Source organism: uncultured Roseobacter sp., from assembly GCF_947488185.1.
Taxonomy (GTDB): domain Bacteria; phylum Pseudomonadota; class Alphaproteobacteria; order Rhodobacterales; family Rhodobacteraceae; genus Roseobacter.
In genome coordinates, this window is record NZ_CANKYM010000003.1 from 498,525 (window position 1) to 520,895 (window position 22,371).

General features: G+C 61.6%; 22 protein-coding genes. 16 read left to right on the forward strand and 6 right to left on the reverse strand.

The annotated features are described in order from the left end of the window. Positions 1-2: 2 nt before the first annotated feature. The gene (locus Q1A52_RS13600; RefSeq protein ID WP_300016244.1) at positions 3-731 is read right to left on the reverse strand and encodes a TspO/MBR family protein; all 729 of its coding nucleotides are present in this window, start codon (positions 729-731) and stop codon (positions 3-5) included. A gap of 101 nt (positions 732-832) precedes the next feature. Here Q1A52_RS13600 and Q1A52_RS13605 point away from each other — a divergent pair, with 101 nt between their 5' ends. Continuing rightward, a complete protein-coding gene (locus Q1A52_RS13605; RefSeq protein ID WP_300016247.1) occupies positions 833-1,963 on the forward strand; it encodes a DUF2235 domain-containing protein in 1,131 nt (376 codons plus the stop codon). A gap of 50 nt (positions 1,964-2,013) precedes the next feature. Beyond that, positions 2,014-2,502: a hypothetical protein gene (locus Q1A52_RS13610; RefSeq protein WP_300016250.1), complete on the forward strand. Its 489-nt coding sequence runs from the start codon at positions 2,014-2,016 to the stop codon at positions 2,500-2,502. Here Q1A52_RS13610 and Q1A52_RS13615 read toward each other — a convergent pair whose 3' ends face one another. The 4 genes from Q1A52_RS13615 to Q1A52_RS13630 are packed head-to-tail and all read right to left on the reverse strand — an operon-like array spanning position 2,503 to position 5,503. Then, positions 2,503-3,081 (reverse strand): hypothetical protein, encoded by a 579-nt coding sequence (locus Q1A52_RS13615; RefSeq protein WP_299782558.1) that lies wholly within the window; start codon positions 3,079-3,081, stop codon positions 2,503-2,505. Beyond that, positions 3,081-3,656, reverse strand: coding sequence for a TadE/TadG family type IV pilus assembly protein (locus Q1A52_RS13620; RefSeq protein WP_300016253.1), 576 nt, complete (start codon positions 3,654-3,656; stop codon positions 3,081-3,083). The genes Q1A52_RS13615 and Q1A52_RS13620 overlap by 1 nt, the downstream gene beginning before the upstream one ends. After that, positions 3,653-5,227 (reverse strand): pilus assembly protein TadG-related protein, encoded by a 1,575-nt coding sequence (locus Q1A52_RS13625; RefSeq protein WP_300016256.1) that lies wholly within the window; start codon positions 5,225-5,227, stop codon positions 3,653-3,655. The genes Q1A52_RS13620 and Q1A52_RS13625 overlap by 4 nt, the downstream gene beginning before the upstream one ends. A 12-nt stretch (positions 5,228-5,239) precedes the next feature. Further along, entirely contained in the window at positions 5,240-5,503 is a 264-nt protein-coding gene (locus Q1A52_RS13630) for a hypothetical protein (protein WP_300016259.1), read from the reverse strand. 68 nt (positions 5,504-5,571) lie between these two features. Here Q1A52_RS13630 and Q1A52_RS13635 point away from each other — a divergent pair, with 68 nt between their 5' ends. The 14 genes from Q1A52_RS13635 to ribD all read left to right on the forward strand — a co-directional run bounded on the left by Q1A52_RS13635 (position 5,572) and on the right by ribD (position 20,348). Beyond that, positions 5,572-6,990: a Glu/Leu/Phe/Val dehydrogenase gene (locus tag Q1A52_RS13635; protein WP_299827121.1), complete on the forward strand. Its 1,419-nt coding sequence runs from the start codon at positions 5,572-5,574 to the stop codon at positions 6,988-6,990. A 95-nt stretch (positions 6,991-7,085) separates the two neighbouring features. Then, positions 7,086-7,667: a DUF6151 family protein gene (locus tag Q1A52_RS13640; protein WP_300016262.1), complete on the forward strand. Its 582-nt coding sequence runs from the start codon at positions 7,086-7,088 to the stop codon at positions 7,665-7,667. Positions 7,668-7,764: 97 nt separating this feature from the next. Beyond that, positions 7,765-9,018, forward strand: a complete 1,254-nt coding sequence (locus Q1A52_RS13645) for a sarcosine oxidase subunit beta family protein (RefSeq protein ID WP_300016265.1) — start codon at positions 7,765-7,767, stop codon at positions 9,016-9,018. A 63-nt stretch (positions 9,019-9,081) separates the two neighbouring features. Continuing rightward, a complete protein-coding gene (locus Q1A52_RS13650; RefSeq protein ID WP_299826809.1) occupies positions 9,082-9,342 on the forward strand; it encodes a sarcosine oxidase subunit delta in 261 nt (86 codons plus the stop codon). Beyond that, on the forward strand, positions 9,339-12,275 hold the full coding sequence (locus Q1A52_RS13655) for a sarcosine oxidase subunit alpha family protein (protein WP_300016268.1): 2,937 nt from the start codon (positions 9,339-9,341) through the stop codon (positions 12,273-12,275). Before Q1A52_RS13650 ends, Q1A52_RS13655 begins: the two co-directional genes overlap by 4 nt. Beyond that, positions 12,268-12,813 carry a sarcosine oxidase subunit gamma gene (locus tag Q1A52_RS13660; protein WP_300016270.1) on the forward strand — a complete coding sequence of 182 codons (546 nt, stop codon included), beginning with the start codon at positions 12,268-12,270 and terminating at the stop codon, positions 12,811-12,813. The genes Q1A52_RS13655 and Q1A52_RS13660 overlap by 8 nt, the downstream gene beginning before the upstream one ends. Positions 12,814-12,847: 34 nt before the next feature. Further along, a complete protein-coding gene (locus Q1A52_RS13665; protein WP_300016273.1) occupies positions 12,848-13,150 on the forward strand; it encodes a hypothetical protein in 303 nt (100 codons plus the stop codon). 71 nt (positions 13,151-13,221) lie between these two features. Next, a complete protein-coding gene (gene dnaG, locus Q1A52_RS13670) occupies positions 13,222-15,180 on the forward strand; it encodes a DNA primase (RefSeq protein WP_300016276.1) in 1,959 nt (652 codons plus the stop codon). A 123-nt stretch (positions 15,181-15,303) separates the two neighbouring features. Continuing rightward, complete coding sequence (gene rpoD / locus Q1A52_RS13675) at positions 15,304-17,286, forward strand: RNA polymerase sigma factor RpoD (protein WP_300016279.1); 1,983 nt, start codon at positions 15,304-15,306, stop codon at positions 17,284-17,286. A 76-nt stretch (positions 17,287-17,362) separates the two neighbouring features. Further along, entirely contained in the window at positions 17,363-17,845 is a 483-nt protein-coding gene (locus Q1A52_RS13680; RefSeq protein ID WP_300016282.1) for a hypothetical protein, read from the forward strand. 109 nt (positions 17,846-17,954) lie between these two features. After that, positions 17,955-18,233, forward strand: coding sequence for an HlyU family transcriptional regulator (locus Q1A52_RS13685; protein WP_300016285.1), 279 nt, complete (start codon positions 17,955-17,957; stop codon positions 18,231-18,233). Continuing rightward, positions 18,230-18,652, forward strand: coding sequence for a secondary thiamine-phosphate synthase enzyme YjbQ (locus Q1A52_RS13690; RefSeq protein ID WP_300016288.1), 423 nt, complete (start codon positions 18,230-18,232; stop codon positions 18,650-18,652). The genes Q1A52_RS13685 and Q1A52_RS13690 overlap by 4 nt, the downstream gene beginning before the upstream one ends. Positions 18,653-18,786: 134 nt before the next feature. Beyond that, entirely contained in the window at positions 18,787-19,254 is a 468-nt protein-coding gene (nrdR, locus tag Q1A52_RS13695; protein ID WP_195818790.1) for a transcriptional regulator NrdR, read from the forward strand. A gap of 17 nt (positions 19,255-19,271) precedes the next feature. Then, on the forward strand, positions 19,272-20,348 hold the full coding sequence (gene ribD / locus Q1A52_RS13700; RefSeq protein WP_300017313.1) for a bifunctional diaminohydroxyphosphoribosylaminopyrimidine deaminase/5-amino-6-(5-phosphoribosylamino)uracil reductase RibD: 1,077 nt from the start codon (positions 19,272-19,274) through the stop codon (positions 20,346-20,348). A 1-nt stretch (position 20,349) separates the two neighbouring features. On the opposite strand, the gene Q1A52_RS13705 is transcribed toward ribD, so the two are convergent. Further along, positions 20,350-22,368: a capsular polysaccharide biosynthesis protein gene (locus Q1A52_RS13705; RefSeq protein WP_300016290.1), complete on the reverse strand. Its 2,019-nt coding sequence runs from the start codon at positions 22,366-22,368 to the stop codon at positions 20,350-20,352. Positions 22,369-22,371 lie beyond the last annotated feature (3 nt).

Consider the following 22,371-nt stretch of genomic DNA (forward strand, 5'->3'; position numbering starts at 1 on the left):
TTTCAGGCCACCTTGCCTCCGGCGCGTTCTGCGCGCCAGGCCTTGAAGACGGGCACCAACAGCGCGCCCGCGCCCCCACCCGCCAGCGCTGCCACCATCGGATCCCCCGACATGTTCTGCACGACGATGGCGACAAGCGCCCAGATCGCCGCCAGCCCATAGGTCGGCGTCCGGCGCAGCGTGGTTTGAATGGCAGAGGCCAGGACCAGCGCGATAAAGACAAAGAGCAGGGCTGCCGTCGGCCCGTCCGTCCAGCCATACCCCGCCGCCAAAAGCCCCAGAGACACGCAACTGGCCCCGCTCAACCAGCCCGCATAAAGACCCAGCGGATAGGCCGCCCAGAGACGGTCGCGCGCGGGCGCGCGGTAAAGAGCTACCAGCGCGCTGATCAGCATCGCCCAGATCAGGATCGAGGCCCAGACCGGGCTGCGCACCGCAACCGCCAGCCAGATCGCACCAAACCCCAGCGACACGCACAAAGGGGCCCGCATGGCATGCCAATCCGCCGCATCGGCGCGGCGCAGGGCCCCGAACCCCATCCCCGCAATCAGCCACAGGTAGATCACCCCCCAGATCGAGAACGCATACCCCGCAGGCTGCACGGGTGGATCCTCCTGCGGCACCGGGAACTGTTCGGGATCGAACCCGGAGAAATCCGACACCAGAAACGGCGATGCCGCAAAGGCGACCGCCAAAAGAAAAGCCAGATATGCCGAGGATTTGGGTGCCATGTTTGTTCCTTTGACAGCGCCTTGGTGAACGCAGCGTACGCCCGGTTAAGCGCCTGCGATGACCCTTCTGTCATGTCTAGGGCGCAAAAGGGGAATGGCAAATGGCACATATCGCGATCTTCTGCGATGGCACGTGGAATTCGGCACAAAACAGCGCGGCAACACATGTCCTGCGCCTCTCGACCGCCTGCCGCCGGAGCGCGGGGCAACAGGTGATGTATTTCGAAGGCGTGGGCACGGGCACCGGCATGATCAGCGATCTGGGGCGCTGGATCAGCAAGATGGGCGGTGGGCTCTTTGGCTGGGGTCTCAACCGCAACATCAAATCGGCCTATCTGGAGCTTTGCAGATGCTACCGTCCGGGCGACAAGATCCTGATTTTCGGGTTTTCGCGCGGGGCCTACACGGCGCGCTCGCTGGCGGGCATGATCCGTAAATGCGGCATACTGGCCGATCCCACGCCCGCCAACCTGCGCCGGGCGTTCCGTCTCTATCGCAAGAGAGGCGCCCGGAACACGCCCGACATGCCGCATATCCGCGCCGCGCGGCGCCGCTTGTCGCCGAAGTTCGCCACCAGCCAGGCGGATGTGATGGACCGCGGGGATGACAGCTGCCTTGTGCGGATCGCCTACCTGGGGGTCTGGGACACGGTTGGCGCTCTGGGCATTCCTGAAAGTATCTTCGGGCGCATCGCCGGATGGTGGAATGCGCGCTACCAGTTTCATGACACCACCCTGTCGCATCTTGTGGAATCCGCCCGCCATGCCGTGGCGCTGGACGAACAGCGCGTGCTGTTCGACCCGAGCCTTTGGGACAATCTTGAACCGCGTGGAGAAGAGCCAGGCCTGAACGGACAAGATCAGAGCGCCGGGCGGCCTTATCAGCAGGTATGGTTCGTCGGCACCCACAGCATTGTCGGCGGGTCTGCACAGACGCGGGCGTTGACCGATATCACCCTTGCCTGGATCTGGGAGGGGGCCGCCCAGCAGGGCCTGCAACTCAAACCTGGGCTGGCACTTCCGCAGGTCAGGCCGGACCCTGCCGCGCCCAGTGAGGAGCTGAATGACACGCGCTGGATCTACCGGGTGTTCCCGCGCCTCCTGGGCTGGCGCGCCGGGCCCGCGCGTGTTGGTGATCTGGATAACAGCGTGCGCCTACGGCTGGCCAGCAGACCCACCTATCGCCCCGGCAGCCTCCGCCGTCTGATGCCCGCGTTGTCACGTCTGGACTGAACCCGCCCGGCGCGGTAGGAGGCGTGAGCCCAGCCGAAAAGGTGCCGACAATGCAAGACGATTCCGACACCGAGGTGCTCGCCACCGTGAAAGCCTCGGCGGGACGCCGTTTCCTCGGCATCGGTCTTCTGAGCGTTCTGGGGGTGTTGGTGATCTATGTAGCTTTTGTCACACCGCCGAGCTTTGGCTGGCAGGTGTTCCTGGTTGCACTGGGCATCACGGCTCTCATGGTGGCGGACGCCATGCGCCGCTCCACTGCGCATGTGCTGGAACTCACCCGTAACGAGTTGCGCGACAGCGGCGGCGTTGTCATCGCCGACGTGGCAGAGATCACCGGAATCGACCGAGGCGCCTTTGCCTTCAAACCCTCCAACGGATTTCTGCTGAGACTGGAAAACCCCGGAACACGCAACTGGCGTCCGGGGCTTTGGTGGCGGTTTGGTCGCCGTGTAGGTGTTGGCGGTATGACGCCCGGTCGTCAGACGAAATACATGGCGGAAATCATCGCCGTCATGCTGGCAGAGCGTGAAGCCGACTAATCAAACGCAAGCGGCGCCATTATCCTGCCAGTTGTTGCTACCACTGCTCCGGTGCCGGGTGAAAATGAAGTTATGGATGTCGTGATCGCCAATTCCAACATTGAAAGGTGCCACATACCGCGTCCAGGTTTCAACGACGGTAATTCTTTCTAGGTTGGGCATGATGGGCAGGAGCGTGTCCCAGTTCTCGACTTGTTTTATCGTCGCATCGCTAACAGTACCGATGGATTCCGACCATTCGCAGACGTAGCGGTTGTTTGCAGCATCAAACCATACCGAAGTGACCCGGACTGTCGACGGCTCTGCCGAACGGGCCAGGCTGTCGAACAGGCTGCGCGTGCCGGTCATATATGCATCGGTAAGGGCGCGGTCTTCGCGGGAGACCATATCGCCAATGGTATAGGCGGCCTTTTGGTTGATGCTATGCTGCCGGTACGCGTCAAAGATCACGAAAAGCGCCATATAAGCCCAGAACAGAATCGGCGTGATGATCACAGCCTCAAGGGCGAGGTTGCCGTCTTCACGTCTGGCAAAATCTCTGATCGCAAAACGGGCGCGGGTGAGGACAGGGATGCGCATTAGATCGGCTCCTGAACGAAGGCGGACATGGATACCATCATGGCTTTGCCGGCACCGTCTTTGTCAAAGGCGAAGCCAAGGCCTGTGGATGGAAAGACGGGATCGAATTTCACACAGGCGCGCATGACCATCAGCTGGTGTTCTACACCGTTGGTGAAGCCACGTGGCGGGTTGATCGGTTCAGAGACGTCCACACAGTCGATGTCAGCCGAGAGACCCGCGTAGTTGAACGGATCGACCGGCTCCATCTCGAGACGCAGGGTGCGGTCGCAGTTGTTCTCGGAACCGGTGTTCAGGAAACCCGAGTTATCGCAGATCATTTGCTTGACCACGTCGTGATCAAAGTCAACGATCCCGTCATTGTCGAGATCGATCCCGGTGTTGAGCCGAATGGCACGCACCGTCACGTCAAGACCGCGGTCGAGAAACATCTGGCGCATTGAATAGATCCCGAACTCCACGGACGCGAGGAACATGCTGAAGATGGCAGGCACAATGATCGCGAATTCGATGATCATATGCCCTTCTTCGTCCTTGCGAAAACGCTTTAGGCAGGAAGAGATGCGGCGGATCATTGGGTCAGCCTCAGTTCATTGATTTGGCGTGCAATGGTTGCAAAGGCTTCGGCGATTTCTTCTTTCCCGGTGGCCTTGAAGAAATGACCCGTGCTTGAGGCGCAATATCTCATCTGGTCTTCCGGCGTGCCGGGAGCCTCAAAGGCAATCGTGTAGATCACCACATTGCGCGACTCCTCCTTGGCCAGGTCGCATTGCTTCTTGAAGTTTGTGACGTTGGTCGATTTTGACGTGATGGTCTTGCGGTCTGACGAACGCGCACCGAGGTGTTTGGTCGGGTTCAACGTGTGCATGGTATCCTTCGGACGCACCTGCTCGGTGATCTGCCCGTCGGTCATCAGGACGATGTACTTTACCGTTTCGCTGTCATCATAGGCCAGCGGGCGATTGTTGAATTGTGCCGGCACCAGATTGTTTGCAGGCAATGCCATCTGTGCGAAGTCGGGCTGCGTATCGGGGTTGAGCAGCGCGAGCGCCCATTTCATGGCATAGTGAGTGCCGGTGCCGTCATGCATCCGCATGGTGTCGATACGGTTTTTGAGCACGGTGGCGTTGTTGGACGCGTAGATGATTGACGTTTGGTCCTGCGGGCACCAGCCCCAGTCCATCACGGACCGGGTTGTTCCGCCGCTTTCGACCACATCTCCGTTTTCATCAAAAAGGACCGGATTGTCATCTTCGTCGCGGACGATTTCAGAGGCGATTTTCCAATTCATGAAATGCGCGGTCTGTGTGTAGTACCCATCAGACGGCAAACGGTCGTCGGAAAAATCGCTGTTATCGATCTCAAGGCAGGAAGACACGTTAGGATAAACGTACCGCACGCTGGCGTCGCTACCAGTGCCCGCGTCATCGCTCGAGGGCAGTTGGGTGTTGTTGAAGAGCTCGTCGATGCCGCCATCATCCTCATCCAAAGCCGCTGCTGAGTAGCGATCCCCCCCCAGTCGTCCAAACATGAATGGGCCTGGGTTGGTCTGACCGGCGTAAGGGATCAGGTTGATCGATGTTGTGTTTGCCGACGGTCCAACCAGAACGATGTCGATGAAGTTCTTTGCGGCGGGGCGCAGGTTCTTCATCCGGTTCGAAAAGCGCATGGAGCCCGAGATGTCCAACACGAGGGAGATTTCTACATTAGGAACATCTTCAACCGCTTGGCTGAAGGCAGGCACCGGCAGCGAGTCGACCCCAAGCAGCCCCATGAATTGCGTGTTGGTCCGCATGAATGCTTCGGCCGTGACAGTGCGATAGTTCAGCCCCTGATTGGGATCCACATTGGTCAGGAATTCGCGGAGGCCGGTCTTGTCGAAATAGTCTTCCACCACATCCGTGGCCGGGCGCGTCTGATCGAGGTCAGCTGCGGCCAGAACAGCGCGGTCAACCGTATTCTGCAGGGCGGTCCTGCGCATCTCGTTTTGCATCAGGTCGACACCGACCCCGGCAACCATGAGCATCATGAGCATAATGAAAATGGTAAAGATCGTAATGACCCCATCCTCGTTGCGTGCAAAGTCCGTTATCCTGTGCGGACGTGCAGCGTTCTCTTCGGGGTTCTCCGGCGAAATGCGTGTCATACGGGTACCAACTTATTGCGTTAACGGCATTGCGCCGCTGAAAATTAGCTTCTGGATATGCTCTCCTTTTGTGGCAAAAAGCGGGCGGAACGCGGTTTCACCCCCTAAAAAAGTTAAAATTTTATTCTTAAATCTGTCCGTTAGCGGCGCTTTTGGAAACGGTGTCGGCTCTGGGGAGGCGACTGTTTCGAATTCTGGGACGGCGGCAAGAGCGGCGACATTCACGCGTTCTTCGTAAGCCGCCCAAAAAACTGGCAATGAACGACTCACCATCATAGGGTGCGATTGTCACCAGACGCAGAACAGTGGCGACCAGCAGGAGAAAGACATTGAACAAGCACAGCATGGAACCGGGATTCAGAGATAGCGTTGACCAGATGTTCAACCGGGCCGTTGGCCTGATGGATCTTTCGCCTGGGCTGGAGGAAAAGATCAGGGTCTGTAACGCCACCTACACGGTGCGGTTCGGTGTCAGGCTGCGGGGCAAGATACATACGTTCACTGGCTACCGGTCGGTGCATTCTGAGCATATGGAGCCGGTCAAAGGTGGTATCCGCTATTCCATGGGCGTCGATCAGGACGAGGTTGAGGCGCTGGCGGCGCTGATGACCTACAAATGCGCGCTGGTCGAGGCGCCGTTTGGCGGCTCCAAGGGCGGGCTCTGTGTCGATCCGCGTGAATGGGATGAACATGAACTGGAACAGATCACCCGCCGCTTTGCCTATGAGCTGATCAAGCGCGATCTGATCAACCCTTCGCAGAACGTTCCTGCGCCCGACATGGGCACCGGCGAACGCGAGATGGCCTGGATCGCGGATCAGTACAAACGCATGCATACCACCGACATCAACGGCAACGCCTGTGTCACCGGCAAGCCGCCCAATGCAGGCGGGATCGCGGGGCGGGTCGAAGCCACGGGGCGTGGCGTGCAATATGCGTTGCGGGCGTTCTTCCGCGACGAGGAGGGCGTGAAAAAAGCCGGGATGAGCGGCGATCTTGATGGTAAGCGGGTGATCGTTCAGGGCCTTGGCAATGTGGGCTACCACGCCGCCAAGTTCCTGCGTGACGAAGATGGCAGTACCATCATCGGCATCATCGAACGGGACGGGGCGCTCTTCAATCCCGAAGGGCTGGATGTTGACAAGGTGCGCGAATGGATCGCGAAACATGGCGGCATCGCCGGGTATTCGGACATGCACCACGTCAAGGATGGTGCAACCGTTCTTGAGGAAGACTGCGATATTCTGATCCCCGCGGCGCTGGAGGGCGTGATCAACCTGCAGAACGCGGACCGGATCAAGGCGCCGCTGATCATCGAGGCCGCGAATGGGCCGGTCACTGCCGGGGCCGATCAGGTTCTTCGAGAACGCGGCGTCGTGATGATCCCGGACATGTACGCCAACGCCGGGGGTGTGACCGTCAGCTATTTTGAGTGGGTCAAGAACCTCAGCCACATCCGCTTTGGTCGCATGGGCCGCAGGCAGGAGGAATCGCGCCACCAGCTGATCATCAACGAGCTGGAGCGCCTGTCGCGGGACAAGGAATTGAACTGGGAGTTGAGCCCGGATTTCAAAGAGAAGTACCTGCGCGGCGCGGGTGAGCTGGAACTTGTCCGCTCCGGTCTCGATGACACGATGCGGATCGCATATCAGTCTATGGCAGACGTCTGGCATGGCCGGGATGACGTGCAGGATCTGCGCACGGCGGCCTATCTGGTGGCCATCGACAAGGTTGCTGCAAGCTATCGCGCGAAAGGCTTGTGAGCCGGATCGACTCTGCGTAATGTCCACCCCGACATGGTTCCGGCGACCGCCACGACGGGCCGTCGGAACCGTCAGTTTTCAGGGTGGGTGTAGGTATGACGGATGTCGCTTTTTCTTGTTCCTGTGGCACGCTGAACGGGATTGTGCATGACGCGTCCCCCGCAAGCGCATGCCACCTGATCTGTTTCTGCAAGGACTGCCGGGCATTTGCGCGGCATATGGATCAGATGGAGGCGCTGGAGCCCGGCGGCGGCAGTCCGTTGGTGCAGGTGCTGCCCGCGCGGATCGAGATTACGCAAGGCGCAGACCAGATCGCCTGCTTGAGGCTCTCGCCCAAGGGGCTGCACCGCTGGTATGCGGCCTGCTGTAACACGCCGCTGGCCAATACGGTGGGCTCCTCCCGCATGCCGCTGGCGGGCATGTGGGGCCCGCTGTTCGAGAGTACGGAAGCCTTCGGGCCCGTGGTCACCCATGGGTTCACGAAGGCAGCGCTCCCCGGTGGGCCGCGCAAAGACAAGGGGCTGGGGCGCATGATGGGCGGGCTCGCGAAACGCGCGCTGGCAGCCTATCTCAATGGCACCGCACGGCAGAGCCCGTTTTTTGATGCCGCCGGCGCACCGGTCGCCACCCCCCGGATCATCAGCAAAGAGGAAAAGGCAACCGTCTACGCGGAGTGAGCACCGCCGGTCTCTCCGCGACATGATTGGTCGGATTTGGTCGCGGACAGCGCGCGGGACTGCTGTTAAGTTTGCCGAAAAGCATGGAGTGCCCCACGTGAAATTTTCAGGCCTGCGCGTTCTGAAAGAAGGCCTTACCGGGAGTAAAGGCTGGACACCGCATTGGCGCGACCCTGAGCCAAAGGCGGAATATGACGCGGTGATCATTGGCGGCGGCGGGCACGGTCTGTCCACAGCCTACTACCTCGCCAAGAACCACGGGATGACCAATATCGCCGTGCTCGAAAAGGGTTACATCGGCGGCGGTAACATCGGGCGCAACACCACCATCGTGCGAGCCAATTACTTTCTGCCGGGCAATTCGGAGTTCTACAGCCATTCGCTGAAGCTCTGGGAGGGGCTGGAGGAGGATATCAACTACAACGTCATGCATTCGCAACGGGGCATGATCAACCTCTTCCACTCCGACGGGCAGCGCGACGCCTTTGTGCGCCGGGGCAACGCCATGATCAATCAAGGCGATGACGCCATCCTGCTGGACCGTGAGGGCGTGCGCAAACATCTGCCCTATCTCGATTTCGAGAATACCCGGTTTCCGATCTATGGGGGACTGCTGCACCCCCGCGGCGGTACGGCCCGGCACGACGCTGTGGCCTGGGGCTATGCGCGCGGGGCGGATCAGCGCGGCGTGGACTTGCTGCAGAACTGCGAAGTCACCGGTATCGATATCGAAAACGGTGTCGTGCGCGGCGTCCAGACCACGCGTGGGGCGATCCGGGCCAAGAAGGTGGGGATCGTGGTGGCGGGCCGCTCCGGTCAGGTGGCGGCGATGGCGGGCATGCGCCTGCCGATTGAGAGCCATATTCTACAGGCCTTTGTGACCGAGGGGCTGAAGCCCTGCATCGACCACGTGGTCACCTTTGGCATGGGGCATTTCTACATCAGCCAATCCGACAAGGGTGGCCTTGTCTTTGGCGGTGATCTGGATTTCTACGCCTCCTACGCCAGTCGCGGCAACCTGCCGACCGCCGAACATGTGATGGAGGCGGGCATGACGCTGATGCCGATGATCGGCAAGGCCAAGCTTTTGCGCAGCTGGGGCGGGATCATGGATATGACGCCCGATGGGTCGCCGATCATCGACAAGGCCGACACGGAAGGTTTGTTCATTGATTGTGGCTGGTGCTACGGCGGGTTCAAGGCGGTGCCCGCCTCGGGCTACGCCTTTGCGCATCTGATGGCCAGCGGGCAGCATCACGAGACGGCCAGCGCCTTCCGGCTGGACCGTTTCCGCACCGGGCGGGGCATTCTCGATGAAGAGGGCACCGGCTCTCAGCACAACCTGCATTGAGGTGGATATGATGGATGCCTCCGGCGGGGATATTTATGGCCAGAAGAAACGAAGGGTGGCACCATGCGGCTGACCTGTCCCATCTGCGGTGAGCGCGACCGCCGTGAGTTTTATTATCAGGGGGATGCGGTTGCGCTGGACCGGCCCGCGCGCGACGCTGATGTCTCCGCATGGGACGACTATGTGCACCTGCGTGACAACCCTTCGGGCCTGCGCCGCGAGCTTTGGCATCACGAGGCCGGATGCGGCAGTTGGCTGGTGGTGGACCGGAACACATCGACCCATGAAGTGCATGCCGTGGCGCTGGTGGAGGCACAGGGATGAGGATTGACGGCAAGGGGTTGGTCGACCGGTCAAAAAAGCTGCGCTTTCAGTTGGACGAGATCGGATATTCGGCCTTTGAAGGCGACACGGTGGCCTCCGCGCTGCTGGCCGCAGGTCAACGCTTGATGGGGCGATCGTTCAAATACCACCGCCCGCGCGGTGTTCTTTCGGCAGGCAGCGAAGAGCCCAATGCGCTGGTGACCATAGGGCAGGGCGCGTCACAGGAGCCCAACGTGCGGGCGACGACGCAGGAGGTCTATGACGGGCTGCGCGCCCGCTCGCAGAATGCCTGGCCCTCGCTCAAAACGGATGTGATGGCGGTCAATGATCTGGCCTGGCCGTTTCTGGGCGCGGGGTTCTATTACAAGACCTTCATGTGGCCGCGCGCCTTTTGGGAAAGGCTTTACGAGCCGGTCATTCGCCGCGCCGCCGGTCTGGGCGGGCTGAGCGGGGCGCATAACCCGGATACTTACGAGAAAGCCTATGCTTTCTGCGATCTGCTGGTGATCGGCGCCGGACCTACCGGGTTGATGGCCGCACTGACGGCGGGGCGGGCCGGGGCTGACGTGCTGCTGGTCGATGAGGACAGCCGCATGGGCGGCAGGCTCAACGCCGAGACGTATATTGTGGACGGCATGCCGGGCAGCGACTGGGCCACAGAGGCCGTGGCCGAGTTGCGCAGCATGGAGAACGTCCGGCTGATGACCCGGACCACGCTTGTCGGGGCCTATGATCATGGCACCTATGCGGCCTTGGAGCGGGTGAGCAACCACCTGCCTGCGCCTGAAGAAGGTGCCGCGCTGGAAACGTTTTGGCGTATCGTCGCCAAACGCGCGATCCTCGCGGCGGGCGCCTTGGAACGGCCCATTGCCTTTGAAAACAATGACCGCCCCGGCATCATGACGGCGGGGGCGGTGCGGGCCTACCTGAACCGGTGGGGGGTCAGCCCGGGGCAGCGGGTTGCGGTTTTTGGCAACAATGATGATGCGCATCGGACGGCCGTGGATCTGATCGAAGCCGGTGTCGAAGTGGCCGCCCTGATCGACAGCCGCCCGGATGCAGAACTGAAAGGGCACGCGTTTCCGACCTACGCAGGGGGCATGGTCACCGGCAGCGCCGGGCGTCTGGGGCTCAAGCGCATTACGGTGAAGTCCGACGGCATCACCGAAGAGCTCGAGGTGGATTGTTTGGCGATGTCCGGCGGCTGGAACCCGACCGTGCATGTGACCTGCCACATGAACGGGCGGCCTACGTGGCGCGAGGATATCGCCAGTTTCGTGCCGACACCCGGCAGCGTGCCGGGGCTGGAGGCCGCAGGCGCCTGCAATGGCGATTTCAGCACCGCCGCCTGTCTGGCTGCGGGTGCACAGGCTGCGAAATCCGCGCTGAAAGAGCTGGGCCTGAAGGTGCCCCGCGGCGCTGTCCCTGATGCGGAGGGCAGCCCCTATCGCCTCTCTCCGCTCTGGGCGGTGCCGGGGAAGGGACGGGCGTGGCTCGACTTTCAGAACGATGTCACGGTGAAGGACGTCAGGCAGGCAGCCACTGAGAACTTCCGTTCCGTCGAGCACATGAAGCGCTATACCACGCAAGGTATGGCCACCGACCAGGGCAAGAACTCTAATGTGGCCGCGCTGGCGCTGCTCGCGGATGCCACCGGACGCGGGATCCCGGAGACCGGCACCACGACCTTCCGCCCGCCGTTCACGCCGGTCTCGCTTGCGGCTTTCGGGGCGGGCGCGCAGGGCGAAGGCTTTGCGCCCCGGCGTCTGACAACCTCTCATCCCATCAGCGTTGCGATGGGTGCGCCGATGATCGAAGCAGGGCTTTGGTATCGCCCCAGCTACTTCCCGAAACCCGGCGAAACCCACTGGCGGCAATCCTGTGACCGTGAGGTTGGATATGTGCGCAATGCGGTGGGCATCTGTGATGTCTCGACGCTGGGCAAGATCGACATTCAGGGGCCGGGTGCCGCCGCGCTGCTGGATTCTGTCTACACCAACACGTTCTCCACCTTGAAGGTTGGCCGCGTGCGCTATGGCCTGATGCTGCGCGAAGACGGCTATGTGATGGACGATGGCACCACGGCGCGGCTGGGGGAACAGCATTACGTGATGACCACGACCACGGCGGCGGCGGGCAGCGTGATGCGGCATCTGGAATTCGTGCATCAGGTGTTGCGGCCCGATCTGGATGTGCGGTTCACCTCCGTGACCGAACAATGGGCGCAGTTCGCCGTCGCCGGACCGAAATCGCGTGAGCTGCTGAACGATCTGCTGGACGACCGTATCGACAATGAAAGCTGGCCTTTCATGGCCTGTGGCCCGGTGAGTATGGCCGGTGTGCAGGGGCGGCTTTTCCGCATCTCCTTCTCGGGCGAACATGCCTATGAGGTGGCCGTGCCCGCCCGCTACGGGGAAAGCCTGTTCAAGTTGCTGCTCGCGCGTGCCGAGGCGCTGGGCGGGGGCGCCTATGGTATGGAGGCGCTGAACGTATTGCGGATTGAAAAGGGTCACATCACCCACGCTGAAATCCACGGGCGCACCACGGCGTTCGACATCGGGTTCGCGCGTATGGTGAGCGCGAAGAAGGATTGCATCGGTCAGGCGATGGCCGCGCGTGAGGGGCTGGTGGACCCTGACCGGGAGCGGTTGGTGGGGCTGAAACCTGTCGGCGCGGTCAAGGAACTGACGGCGGGCGCGCATCTCTTTGAGCGGGATGCGGCGGCGACACGCGAGAACGATCAGGGCTACGTGACCTCCGTCGGCTTTTCGCCAACGCTTGGTCATTTCATCGCCTTGGGCTTTGTCAAACGCGGGCCGGAGCGGATGGGTGAAACCCTGCGGCTGGTCGATCACTTGCGCGGGATTGAAACAGAGGTGGAGATTTGTTCGCCCGTTTTTGTCGATCCGGAAGGAGGGCGGACCCGTGGTTGAGCTGAGTGCGAAAAGCCCCTGCGCCGGTCTTCTGCCGATGACGATTGGCAGCGTTTCCGTGGCTGAGGTCGATTTGGGCCGCCTGACCTCGATCGCACCTTACAAGGGACGGGCGACGGAGGCAGCGGACGCCTTCAAAGTGGCACATGGCCTTGCCTATCCGGCGGCCAACCGGGCAACGGGCAAGGACGGGTGCCGCGCGCTCTGGTTCGGGCGCGATATGATTCTGTTGGCGGGGCCGCCCCCTGATCTCACGCTGGCAGGGACGGCGGCGCTGACGGATCAAAGCGACGCCTGGGCCAGTGTCACGGTCACTGGAGAGCGGGCCGAGGAGGTGCTGGCGCGGCTGGTGCCGATTGACCTGCGGGCGGCGCATTTCAAACGCGGCCATACGGCGCGCACACTGATCATGCATATGAATGGAGCGATCACGCGGGTCGGGGCAGACAGCTTCCTGATCCTTGTCTTTCGCGCGATGGCCGGCACATTGGTGCACGATCTGAAACAGGCTATGGAAGCTGTCGCAGCGCGCGGGTAAGATGCGCTCATCGAAATGGATGCGGAGAGTTTAAATGTTGCGTTTTGTACTGGCGGGAACCCTTACCCTGACCGCCCTGCCTGCGGTTGCACAGGATGAAAAGGAAGTCAGCTGCGGCTATCAGGCGGATGTTGTGGCGGCCGTGCGTCAGGCGCGTTTAGACCGCGTCCGGGAAGCCAAAGTGAAGGAAACGGTGCTGGCCAGTGACCCGGCTTGGCCTGCGAAGTTCAACAATGCCATTCCGCTGGTCACCCCCTGGATCTACGAAATGCCGCGCAAGGACGTGCGCGACAACGATCTGGCCCAGGTCTGGAAGGACGCCTGTCTGGCGCAGTGATGCCGCGAGCCCTGCGGTAATTTAGCGGGCGGCTACTGGACTCTGCCGGGGCCTGGCCTGATACTTGCGCCATGAGCCTGCCGCCCGGATTTCTTGATGAATTGCGCACCCGTTTGAGCCTGACATCAGTTGTCGGGCGCAAGGTCATGTGGGATCAGCGCAAATCCAATCAGGCCAAGGGTGATATGTGGGCGCCATGCCCATTCCATCAGGAAAAATCCGCCAGTTTCCACGTCGATGACCGCAAGGGATTCTACTATTGCTTCGGCTGCCACGCCAAGGGGGACGCGATCTCCTTTGTGCGCGAGACGGAGAATGTCGGCTTCATGGAAGCCGTGGAGATTCTGGCGCGTGAGGCGGGCATGCCGATGCCCGCGCGCGACCCGCAAGCCCAGCAGAAAGCAGATAAACGCACCCAACTGGCGGAAGTCATGGAGCAGGCGGTCAAGTTTTTCCGCCTGCAGCTGAACACCGGGGCGGCGGCAGAGGCCCGCGCCTATCTGGAGCGGCGTGGGCTGGGTGCCGAAACGCTTGAGCGGTGGGAGATCGGTTTCGCGCCGGATCAGTGGCAGGGCCTCTGGGACCATCTCAAGGCAAAGAATGTCGAAGATCAGCTGATCCTGGAGGCAGGGTTGGCCAAACCCTCGTCCAAGGGGGGCAAGCCCTATGACACCTTCCGGGGCCGCATCATCTATCCCATTCGCGATGCGCGGGGGCGTGCGATTGCCTTTGGCGGCCGCGCGATGGACCCCAATGACAACGCCAAATACCTGAACTCCCCGGAAACCGAGCTCTTTGACAAGGGACGCAGCCTTTACAATCAGGGCCCCGCGCGGACAGCCGCCGGGAAGGGTCAGCCGCTGATCGTGGCCGAGGGGTATATGGATGTCATCGCCCTGGCCTCCGCCGGGTTCGAGGCGGCCGTGGCCCCGCTCGGCACCGCGATCACGGACAACCAGTTGCATATGCTCTGGCGGATCGCGCCCGAACCGATCATCGCGATGGATGGCGATACGGCGGGTCTGCGCGCGGCGATGCGGCTGATCGATCTGGCGCTGCCGCTGCTGGAGGCGGGGCGGTCCTTGCGGTTCGCGATCATGCCGCCGGGCAAGGACCCCGACGATCTGCTGCGCGAACAGGGCGCGCCCGCCTTGCAAAAGCTGTTGGATGAGGCGCTGCCGATGGTGCGGTTGCTGTGGCAGCGCGAAACCGAAGGCAAGGTCTTTGACAGTCCGGAGCGCAAGGCCGCGCTCGACAAGGCCCTGCGCGACCGGATCATGACCATCAAAGATCCGTCGATCCGCAGCCACTATGGTCAGGAAATCAAGGACTTGCGGTGGCAGCTGTTTCGGCCCGCGCGCCCGTCAGGTGGGGGTAAGTCGGGCAAGGGGCAGGGGCGCTGGAAAGGCGCGCCGGCAAGTGCTTTGGCTTCGACCAAGGCCTCCGTGCTTGCCGCCTCGGACGACAGCCGCACCGCTGAACATCTGCGCGAAGCGGTTATTCTTGCGGCACTGGTGACCTGCCCGGAGGTGATCGAGCCTTTCGAGTCCGGCATCGAGCAGATGCGCTGCACTGATCCGCTCCACGCCGACCTGCGGCAACTGCTGCTCCGCGATATGGATCTGGATGCCGATACCCTACGCACCCGTATATCCGACGCTCTTGGCGCAGAGACCCTTGAAAACCTGCTGGCCCAACGCCATGTCGCCATTGTGCCGTGTATCCGGTCCCCTGGGGATGTGGAAAAGGCGCGCATGACGGTGGCCGAAGAGCTGGCCAAATTGCACAGCGCACGGGGCCTCGACGCAGAAATTGCCGAAGCAGTTGAAGACCTCAACGGCGTGGCGGACGAAGGCCTAACTTGGCGGTTGTCCGAAGCCGCACAGGCCGCGGACCGGGCCCGCAGAAGCGGGCAGGAGGACACGGCAGAATACGATCTGGGCGACAATGGTGCGCGAATCAGTCGGGAGGAACGGGGTGCGCTGGACGCATTACTTGATGCCATTAAGCACCAGAAACCGGGTGGTTAACCATATTTGAACGGGAAACCGGCAGAAAAAGAAGGTAAACGGGTGGCCGAATCACCCAAAACCACTAGATGATTCCCTAGTGATTCGGGCGAGCGAATCGATGAGACCCTTGAGGAGCAGTGCATGGCCGCCAAAGACAGCAACACCGATGCGAAACCAGACGATCAGGACGCAGGCCATTCGCTTGATATGAGCCAGGCCGCCGTCAAGAAGATGATCGGCGAGGCGCGCGAAAAGGGCTACATCACCTACGACCAGCTGAACACGGTGTTGCCGCCTGACCAGGTGAGTTCCGAACAGATCGAAGACGTGATGTCGATGCTGTCCGAGATGGGCATCAACATCATCGAAGACGAAGACGCCGAGGAAGAAGAAGCCAAGGGGTCGACAGAGCTGACGACCACCGAAGGCACGCGTGAGGTCACGCTGGGCTCCGGCACCTCCGAGAAGCTGGACCGCACCGATGACCCGGTGCGCATGTACCTGCGCGAGATGGGCTCGGTCGAACTGCTGAGCCGTGAGGGCGAGATTGCGATCGCCAAGCGGATCGAGGCCGGGCGCAACACCATGATTGCCGGGCTTTGCGAAAGCCCGCTGACGTTCCAGGCGATCACGATCTGGCGCGATGAATTGCTGTCCGAAGAAATCCTCCTGCGCGATGTGATCGACCTTGAGGCGACTTTTGGCAACCAGATGGACGAAGACGGCGCCGTTGATGAGCCCGTGGTGGCCGCCGATGGCACGACCGAAAAGAAGGAAGAGGCCAGCCCGGAGCTGGACGCCGACGGCAATCCGATTGCCCAGGATGATGACGACGACGATGACGATCAGGCTAACATGTCGCTGGCCGCGATGGAGGCCGCGCTGAAGCCGCAGGTGCTGGAAGCGCTCGACATCATTGCCGATGATTACGTCAAGCTCAGCGAGATGCAGGACAGCCGGATTTCCGCCACGCTGAACGAGGACGGCACCTTTTCGCAGTCCGACGAAGACCTCTACCAGAAACTGCGCTCGGAAATCGTGCTGCTGGTGAATGAGCTGCACCTGCACAACAACCGTATCGAGGCCCTGATCGACCAGCTGTACGGCATCAACCGGCGCATCATGCAGATCGACAGCTCAATGGTGAAGCTGGCGGATCAGGCGCGGATCAACCGCCGCGAATTCATCGATGAATACCGCGGCTACGAGCTCGACCCGAACTGGATGGAGCGGATGGCCGAGAAATCGGGCCGGGGCTGGCAGATGTTCATCGAACGCTCCACCGACAAGGTTGAAGAGTTGCGCACCGATATGGCGCAGGTTGGTCAATATGTTGGTCTGGATATCTCCGAGTTCCGCCGCATCGTGCAACAAGTGCAGAAGGGCGAGAAAGAGGCGCGTCAGGCCAAGAAGGAAATGGTCGAGGCGAACCTGCGTCTGGTGATTTCCATTGCCAAGAAATACACCAACCGCGGCTTGCAATTCCTTGATCTTATTCAGGAAGGTAACATCGGCCTGATGAAGGCGGTGGACAAGTTCGAATACCGCCGCGGGTATAAATTTTCCACCTATGCGACGTGGTGGATCCGTCAGGCGATTACGCGGAGCATCGCGGATCAGGCGCGCACGATCCGTATTCCGGTGCATATGATCGAGACGATCAACAAGCTGGTCCGCACCGGTCGCCAGATGCTGCACGAGATTGGCCGCGAGCCGACGCCGGAAGAGCTAGCCGAAAAGCTGCAGATGCCGCTGGAAAAGGTCCGCAAGGTGATGAAGATCGCCAAGGAGCCGATCTCGCTGGAGACACCAATTGGCGACGAAGAAGACAGCCAGCTTGGCGATTTCATTGAGGACAAGAATGCCGTGCTGCCCTTGGACAGCGCCATTCAGGAGAACCTCAAGGAAACCACGACCCGCGTGCTCGCATCCCTCACACCGCGCGAGGAACGCGTGCTGCGCATGCGCTTTGGCATCGGCATGAACACCGACCACACGCTGGAAGAGGTCGGCCAGCAGTTCAGCGTGACCCGCGAACGCATCCGCCAGATCGAGGCGAAGGCTCTGCGAAAGCTCAAGCACCCCAGCCGGTCGCGCAAACTTCGGTCTTTCCTGGATCAGTAAGGCCACTTACACGCTCGACTGGAATTGCGTCCTCGCCGTCGAAAATGGCGAGGATGTTGCAACAGACGGCAACCTTTTGATCTCGGCACAGATATCCGTGGGGATTGCGACGGTGTCCGCGTCCGAGGCTCTTAGAGGCTCAAAAACATTTCCAGTTACGGCGACTCAGTTCAACACACGCATAGAAGCGCTTGGCTGGGGCGATTTTGATCGTGTGATGGGACCGCTCGTTTTTGACTTGACCTATATTAACATGTCCGTTGTCGTGGATGACACGTTTGAAGAGCGCGTCGGCGCGCTTTGGACAGCTATGTTCCCAAACATAGACCGCGAATTGCCGCCGGGTTTGACGCAGGCGGAACTCCAAGGCGAGAATTTTCATAAATGGCGGAACGCGTGGTACGATGTTCACACGCTTTGGGCGCACCTCAATGCCGAACGTGATGTCTTTGTGATGACGAACACAAAGGATTTCCAGAAGAACGCGGATAAACTCGCGTTGCATGGTTTGAAAGCCGTACACACACCGGCGGAGGCACTGCGCATTCTTACCAATTGAGGCGACTGCTCTTGGGGTTCTTATTGAGTGCTCAGCTGGTTGCCATCTAAGTGACTTTCCCAACGAGCTATGCCCCGTTAGGCTACACGAAATATCGAAGGGGCGCGCAATGTCATTGCTAAGAAAACTATTCGGCGGCGGGAACAAGGGCGCCGCATCAGAGGCATCGACCGAAATCTATGAGGGGTTCCGGATCACGGCGACGCCCGTTGCGGAAGGCAACACTTACCGTGTCTCCGCGCTGATCGAGAAAGACGTGGATGGCGAGACGCTCAGCCATCAGCTGATCCGCGCAGACACCGTGCAGGGTCTGGAAGAAGCGCAAAAGGCTTGTTTCCGCAAGGCCAAGCAGGTGATCGATGAGCAGGGCGAGCGGATTTTTAGGTGACAAGTAACCAAACGGTGGAGATCACCATCGCCACCGGCGGCCAGGGGCTGTACGAGTTCACGGATCAGATCCCGCACCTGAAAGGGTCCGGGCTGCTTACGCTCTTTGTCCGCCACACCTCGGCCAGCCTGCTCATTCAGGAAAACGCGGACCCGGAGGTGCAGACGGACCTTGCCAATTTCTTTGCCCGCCTGGTGCCGCCCGCCACTGATCCGTCCATGTCCTATCTGACCCACACCTACGAGGGTCCGGACGACATGCCTGCGCATATCAAGGCCGCGCTGCTGCCCACACATTTGTCGATCCCGGTCACGGACGGGCAGATGATGCTGGGCACCTGGCAGGGCGTTTACCTCTTTGAACATCGCACACGGCCCCACACCCGCTGCGTTGCGGTGTCATTTCTGAGCAACGACTGAGAGCGCATTTCGCCTACCACATGTTGGTGAACAAATCCCCTCTACCCAAAACTTAGGCGCTCGCCTATAAGTATGGATAAGTGGGGCGGCGATCCCACAAAGAGGCAGATAGACAACATGAAGGGGGACGGCCCATGCGCTGCCCGTTTTGCGGAAACATTGACACTCAGGTGAAAGACAGCCGACCTGCGGAGGATCACGTATCGATCCGGCGCCGCAGGTTCTGTCCGGCCTGCGGCGGGCGGTTCACAACCTACGAACGGGTCCAGCTGCGCGATCTGGTGGTGATCAAATCCAACGGCAAGCGCGAGGATTTCGACCGCGACAAGCTGGAACGGTCCATCCGCATCTCGATGCAGAAACGCCCGATTGATCCCGATCGGATTGACCAGATGATCTCCGGCATCGTGCGGCGGCTGGAGAGCATGGGCGAGACGGACATCAATTCCAAGCAGATCGGTGAGATCGTGATGGAGGCGCTGGCACGGATCGACACCGTGGCCTATGTTCGTTTTGCCAGCGTATACAAGAACTTCCAGGCTGCGGATGATTTCGATAAATTTGTCAGCGAATTGCGGCCGGACGTGCCACCGGAAGAGTGAGCGCGCGCGACCGTTTCATGGCGCTTGCGCTGTCCCTGGGGCGGCGCGGGCTGGGGCGGACATGGCCGAACCCGGCGGTCGGGTGCGTTATCGTCAAAGGCGGGCGCGTGATCGGTCGCGGGTGGACGCAGCCCGGTGGCAGGCCGCATGCGGAGACGGAAGCCTTGGCGCAGGCGGGTTCTGGCGCACTGGGGTCCGATGTCTATGTCACGCTGGAACCCTGCGCACATCACGGCAAGACGCCGCCTTGTGCCCAAGCCCTCATCGATGCTGGCGTGGCGCGGGTTTTTGTCGCGGTGGAAGACATCGATCTGCGGGTTGCGGGGCAGGGGTGCGCGATGCTGCGCGCGGCGGACATCGAGGTGCATACCGGCCTCCTGGAACGTGAAGCGCGCGCGGCGAATGCAGGTTTCTTCACCCGGCTCAACACTGATCGGCCTTTTGTAACTCTGAAACTGGCGAGCAGTTTTGATGGACGCATTGCCACCGGTACCGGCGAAAGCCAGTGGATCACGGGGCCGGATGCGCGCCGCGCCGTGCATGCCATGCGGGCACGGCACGACGCGGTGATGGTTGGCGGCGGGACGGCGCGCAAGGACGACCCGAGCCTGACGGTGCGGGGTCTGGGCGTCGATTGGCAACCGGCGCGGGTTGTGGTCAGCCGCCGTCTCGACTTGCCCTTGATGAGTGGTCTGGCCCGCACGGCGCAGGAGGTTCCTGTGATCCTTTGCCACGGCCATGATGCGGACGGGACGCTGATGCAGACGTGGCACGATCTGGGTGCCACGCTTCTGCCCTGCGCGGCAAAGGGCGGGCAGCTGGACCCGCAGGACCTGTTGCGGCAGCTGGCCTCACATGGGCTGACACGCGTGTTTTGCGAAGGCGGCAGCGCGTTGGCGGCAAGCCTGATCGAAGCGGATCTGGTGGATGAACTGGTCGGCTTTACCGCCGGTCTTGCCATCGGGGCGGAGGGGCTGCCTTCCGTCGGGGCCCTGGGTCTTGGGCATCTGGCGCAGGCGCAGCGCTATGTGCTGAAGCAAAACCAGACCATCGGAGGGGACGTGCTGCACATCTGGCAGCGCGCCTCCGGGTAACTCATTCGCGCCACAGATGCGCGCGGCTGGCCAGAAGTCCTTGAAGCTTTGACACAAGTCGGTTCGTGGGGCCGGGCGGAGGAAGATCGCCGTCCGCCAGCCTTTCGACGGCCACTTCGACCGGGCAGGGCAGGCCGGTCTTTGGATCAACGTAGCGCGGATAGTCGATCAATGTCGCATGCACCAGCCCGCAGAGCGAGGGCGTCGCGCGGCGTCGCGGCGGGATATCCCCAAGGTCCGTGGTCAATCCCCAACCTGCGTAAAACGGCACGCCCAGCGTGGTGACAGGTAGGCCACGCAACAGGGCCTCGAACCCCAGCAGCGAGGTCATGGTCCAGACCTCGTGCACTTGATCCAGCAGCGTCAGGACATCCGCCTTTGTCGCGATGTGATCCGCCAGATCGGAGGCGTCACAGGTGCCAGCCCGCAGACCTGCTTCGACATCCGGGTGGGGCTTGTAGATGATCTGCGCTTCCGGGCGTGCCGCCCGAGCCGCCTTCAGGAGATCGAGGTTGCGGGAAACGGATGTTGTGCCGAGCCTGATGGAAGCGTCATCTTCGACCTGCCCCACGACGAGAATGCGGTGCCCGTCCGGTAACGGGTCCGTCGCGCCGCCAAGGTTGTATTTGGTGACGCGCCTGCGCACCAGCTGCCGGATCAGCGCGTGCGCCCGCGCCTCCTGATCCGGTCGCAGCTGCGTACGGCTGGAGATCATCTTTTCCAGACGGCTTGGCGCGTTGGGGTCGTAGTAGATGCCCAGATCGTCAACAACAAGCGAGAGCGGTGGCACCAGCTCCGCCCCCAACCCGCGCGAGCGCAAGAACCCGTCCTCCACGCGCAGGGCGTCGCGGTGACCGACGGCAGCCTTGCTGGCCCAGACCATCCACGGCCGATCCGTGGCGCGCGCCTCTGCAGGCCGTTCTTCGAAGATCATCGGTGTGTGCTGGCCAAAGAAACGTTGCAGCGGCGCGCGTTTCCAAAGGCGCATACCGGAGGCTACCCAGCCTTTGTGGTCCTCGCGCCACGCGCGCGCCTGCGCGGCTATTACCTCCATTGCAGCGCCCAGATCGCAGAGGCGATCCGCGTAAGGATCATACCATTTCGGGTAGAGCATCATGGCTGCGGCAAAGAGTTGCGCGCGGGTCAGGGTGCGCTGACGCCGTTGTACCGGAAATTCGTCCTGCGACAGCCCCCAGCCAGCGTAGAAGGGCTGCCCGAAGAGCCGGGGGCGATGGCCTGCAAAGATTGCCTCGAACCCCAGTTGCGACGAGACGGTGTAGACGCCGATGGCCCCCTCAAACAGTATCCAGGGGCTGACCGGGTCGGTGAGAAAACGTACCCGATCAGAGAGGTCCTGATCTTTGAAATAGCCCTGGCGAAACCCGGCTACGGTTTCCGGGTGGGTCTTGATGACGATAGGCGCACCGGGGTGTTCTTCCTGCGCGACAAAGAGCATTTCCAAAAACCGGTTCCGATCCGCGCCGCTGGCGGTCACCGAGGCATCGCCGCGGGTTTGATCCAGGACCAGAACATAGCCCGGGGGCAGGGGCGGCAGCGCGGGATCGACCGCGCTGAACTTTGTCAGATGCGCCTCCTGCAGGCGCGCGATTGCGCCGCGCGCGGTGTCGAGCAATGCCGTGTCGTCCAGGGGATGATTGCCCAGCAGATCTTCGAGGTCCGAGACCGTTGAAGGATCGTAATGCACGCCCGCATGATCAATCAGCAACCCCATCGGCGGCTCACCCACGCGGCCGGGATGCAGCGAGCGCAGCCAGGCGTCCTCGACCCGAACCAGTCCGCTGCCCTTGCGGTCTGCGACGGCCTCGCCCCGATGTGCCGTCGGGCTCATGCCCCAGACACCCACCAGATCGCCGTCTCCGGGGGTGCCGATCTTCACGTCGTATCCACTGAGTCTAAGGATGCGGCGTATGCGCTTTTGCGTCAGGAAACCGCCGTTGTAAACGTAAAGCCGCCGGGCAGTTTCCTGTCCGGCGGTGCCTGGGTCACCCGTCGTGCCCATAAG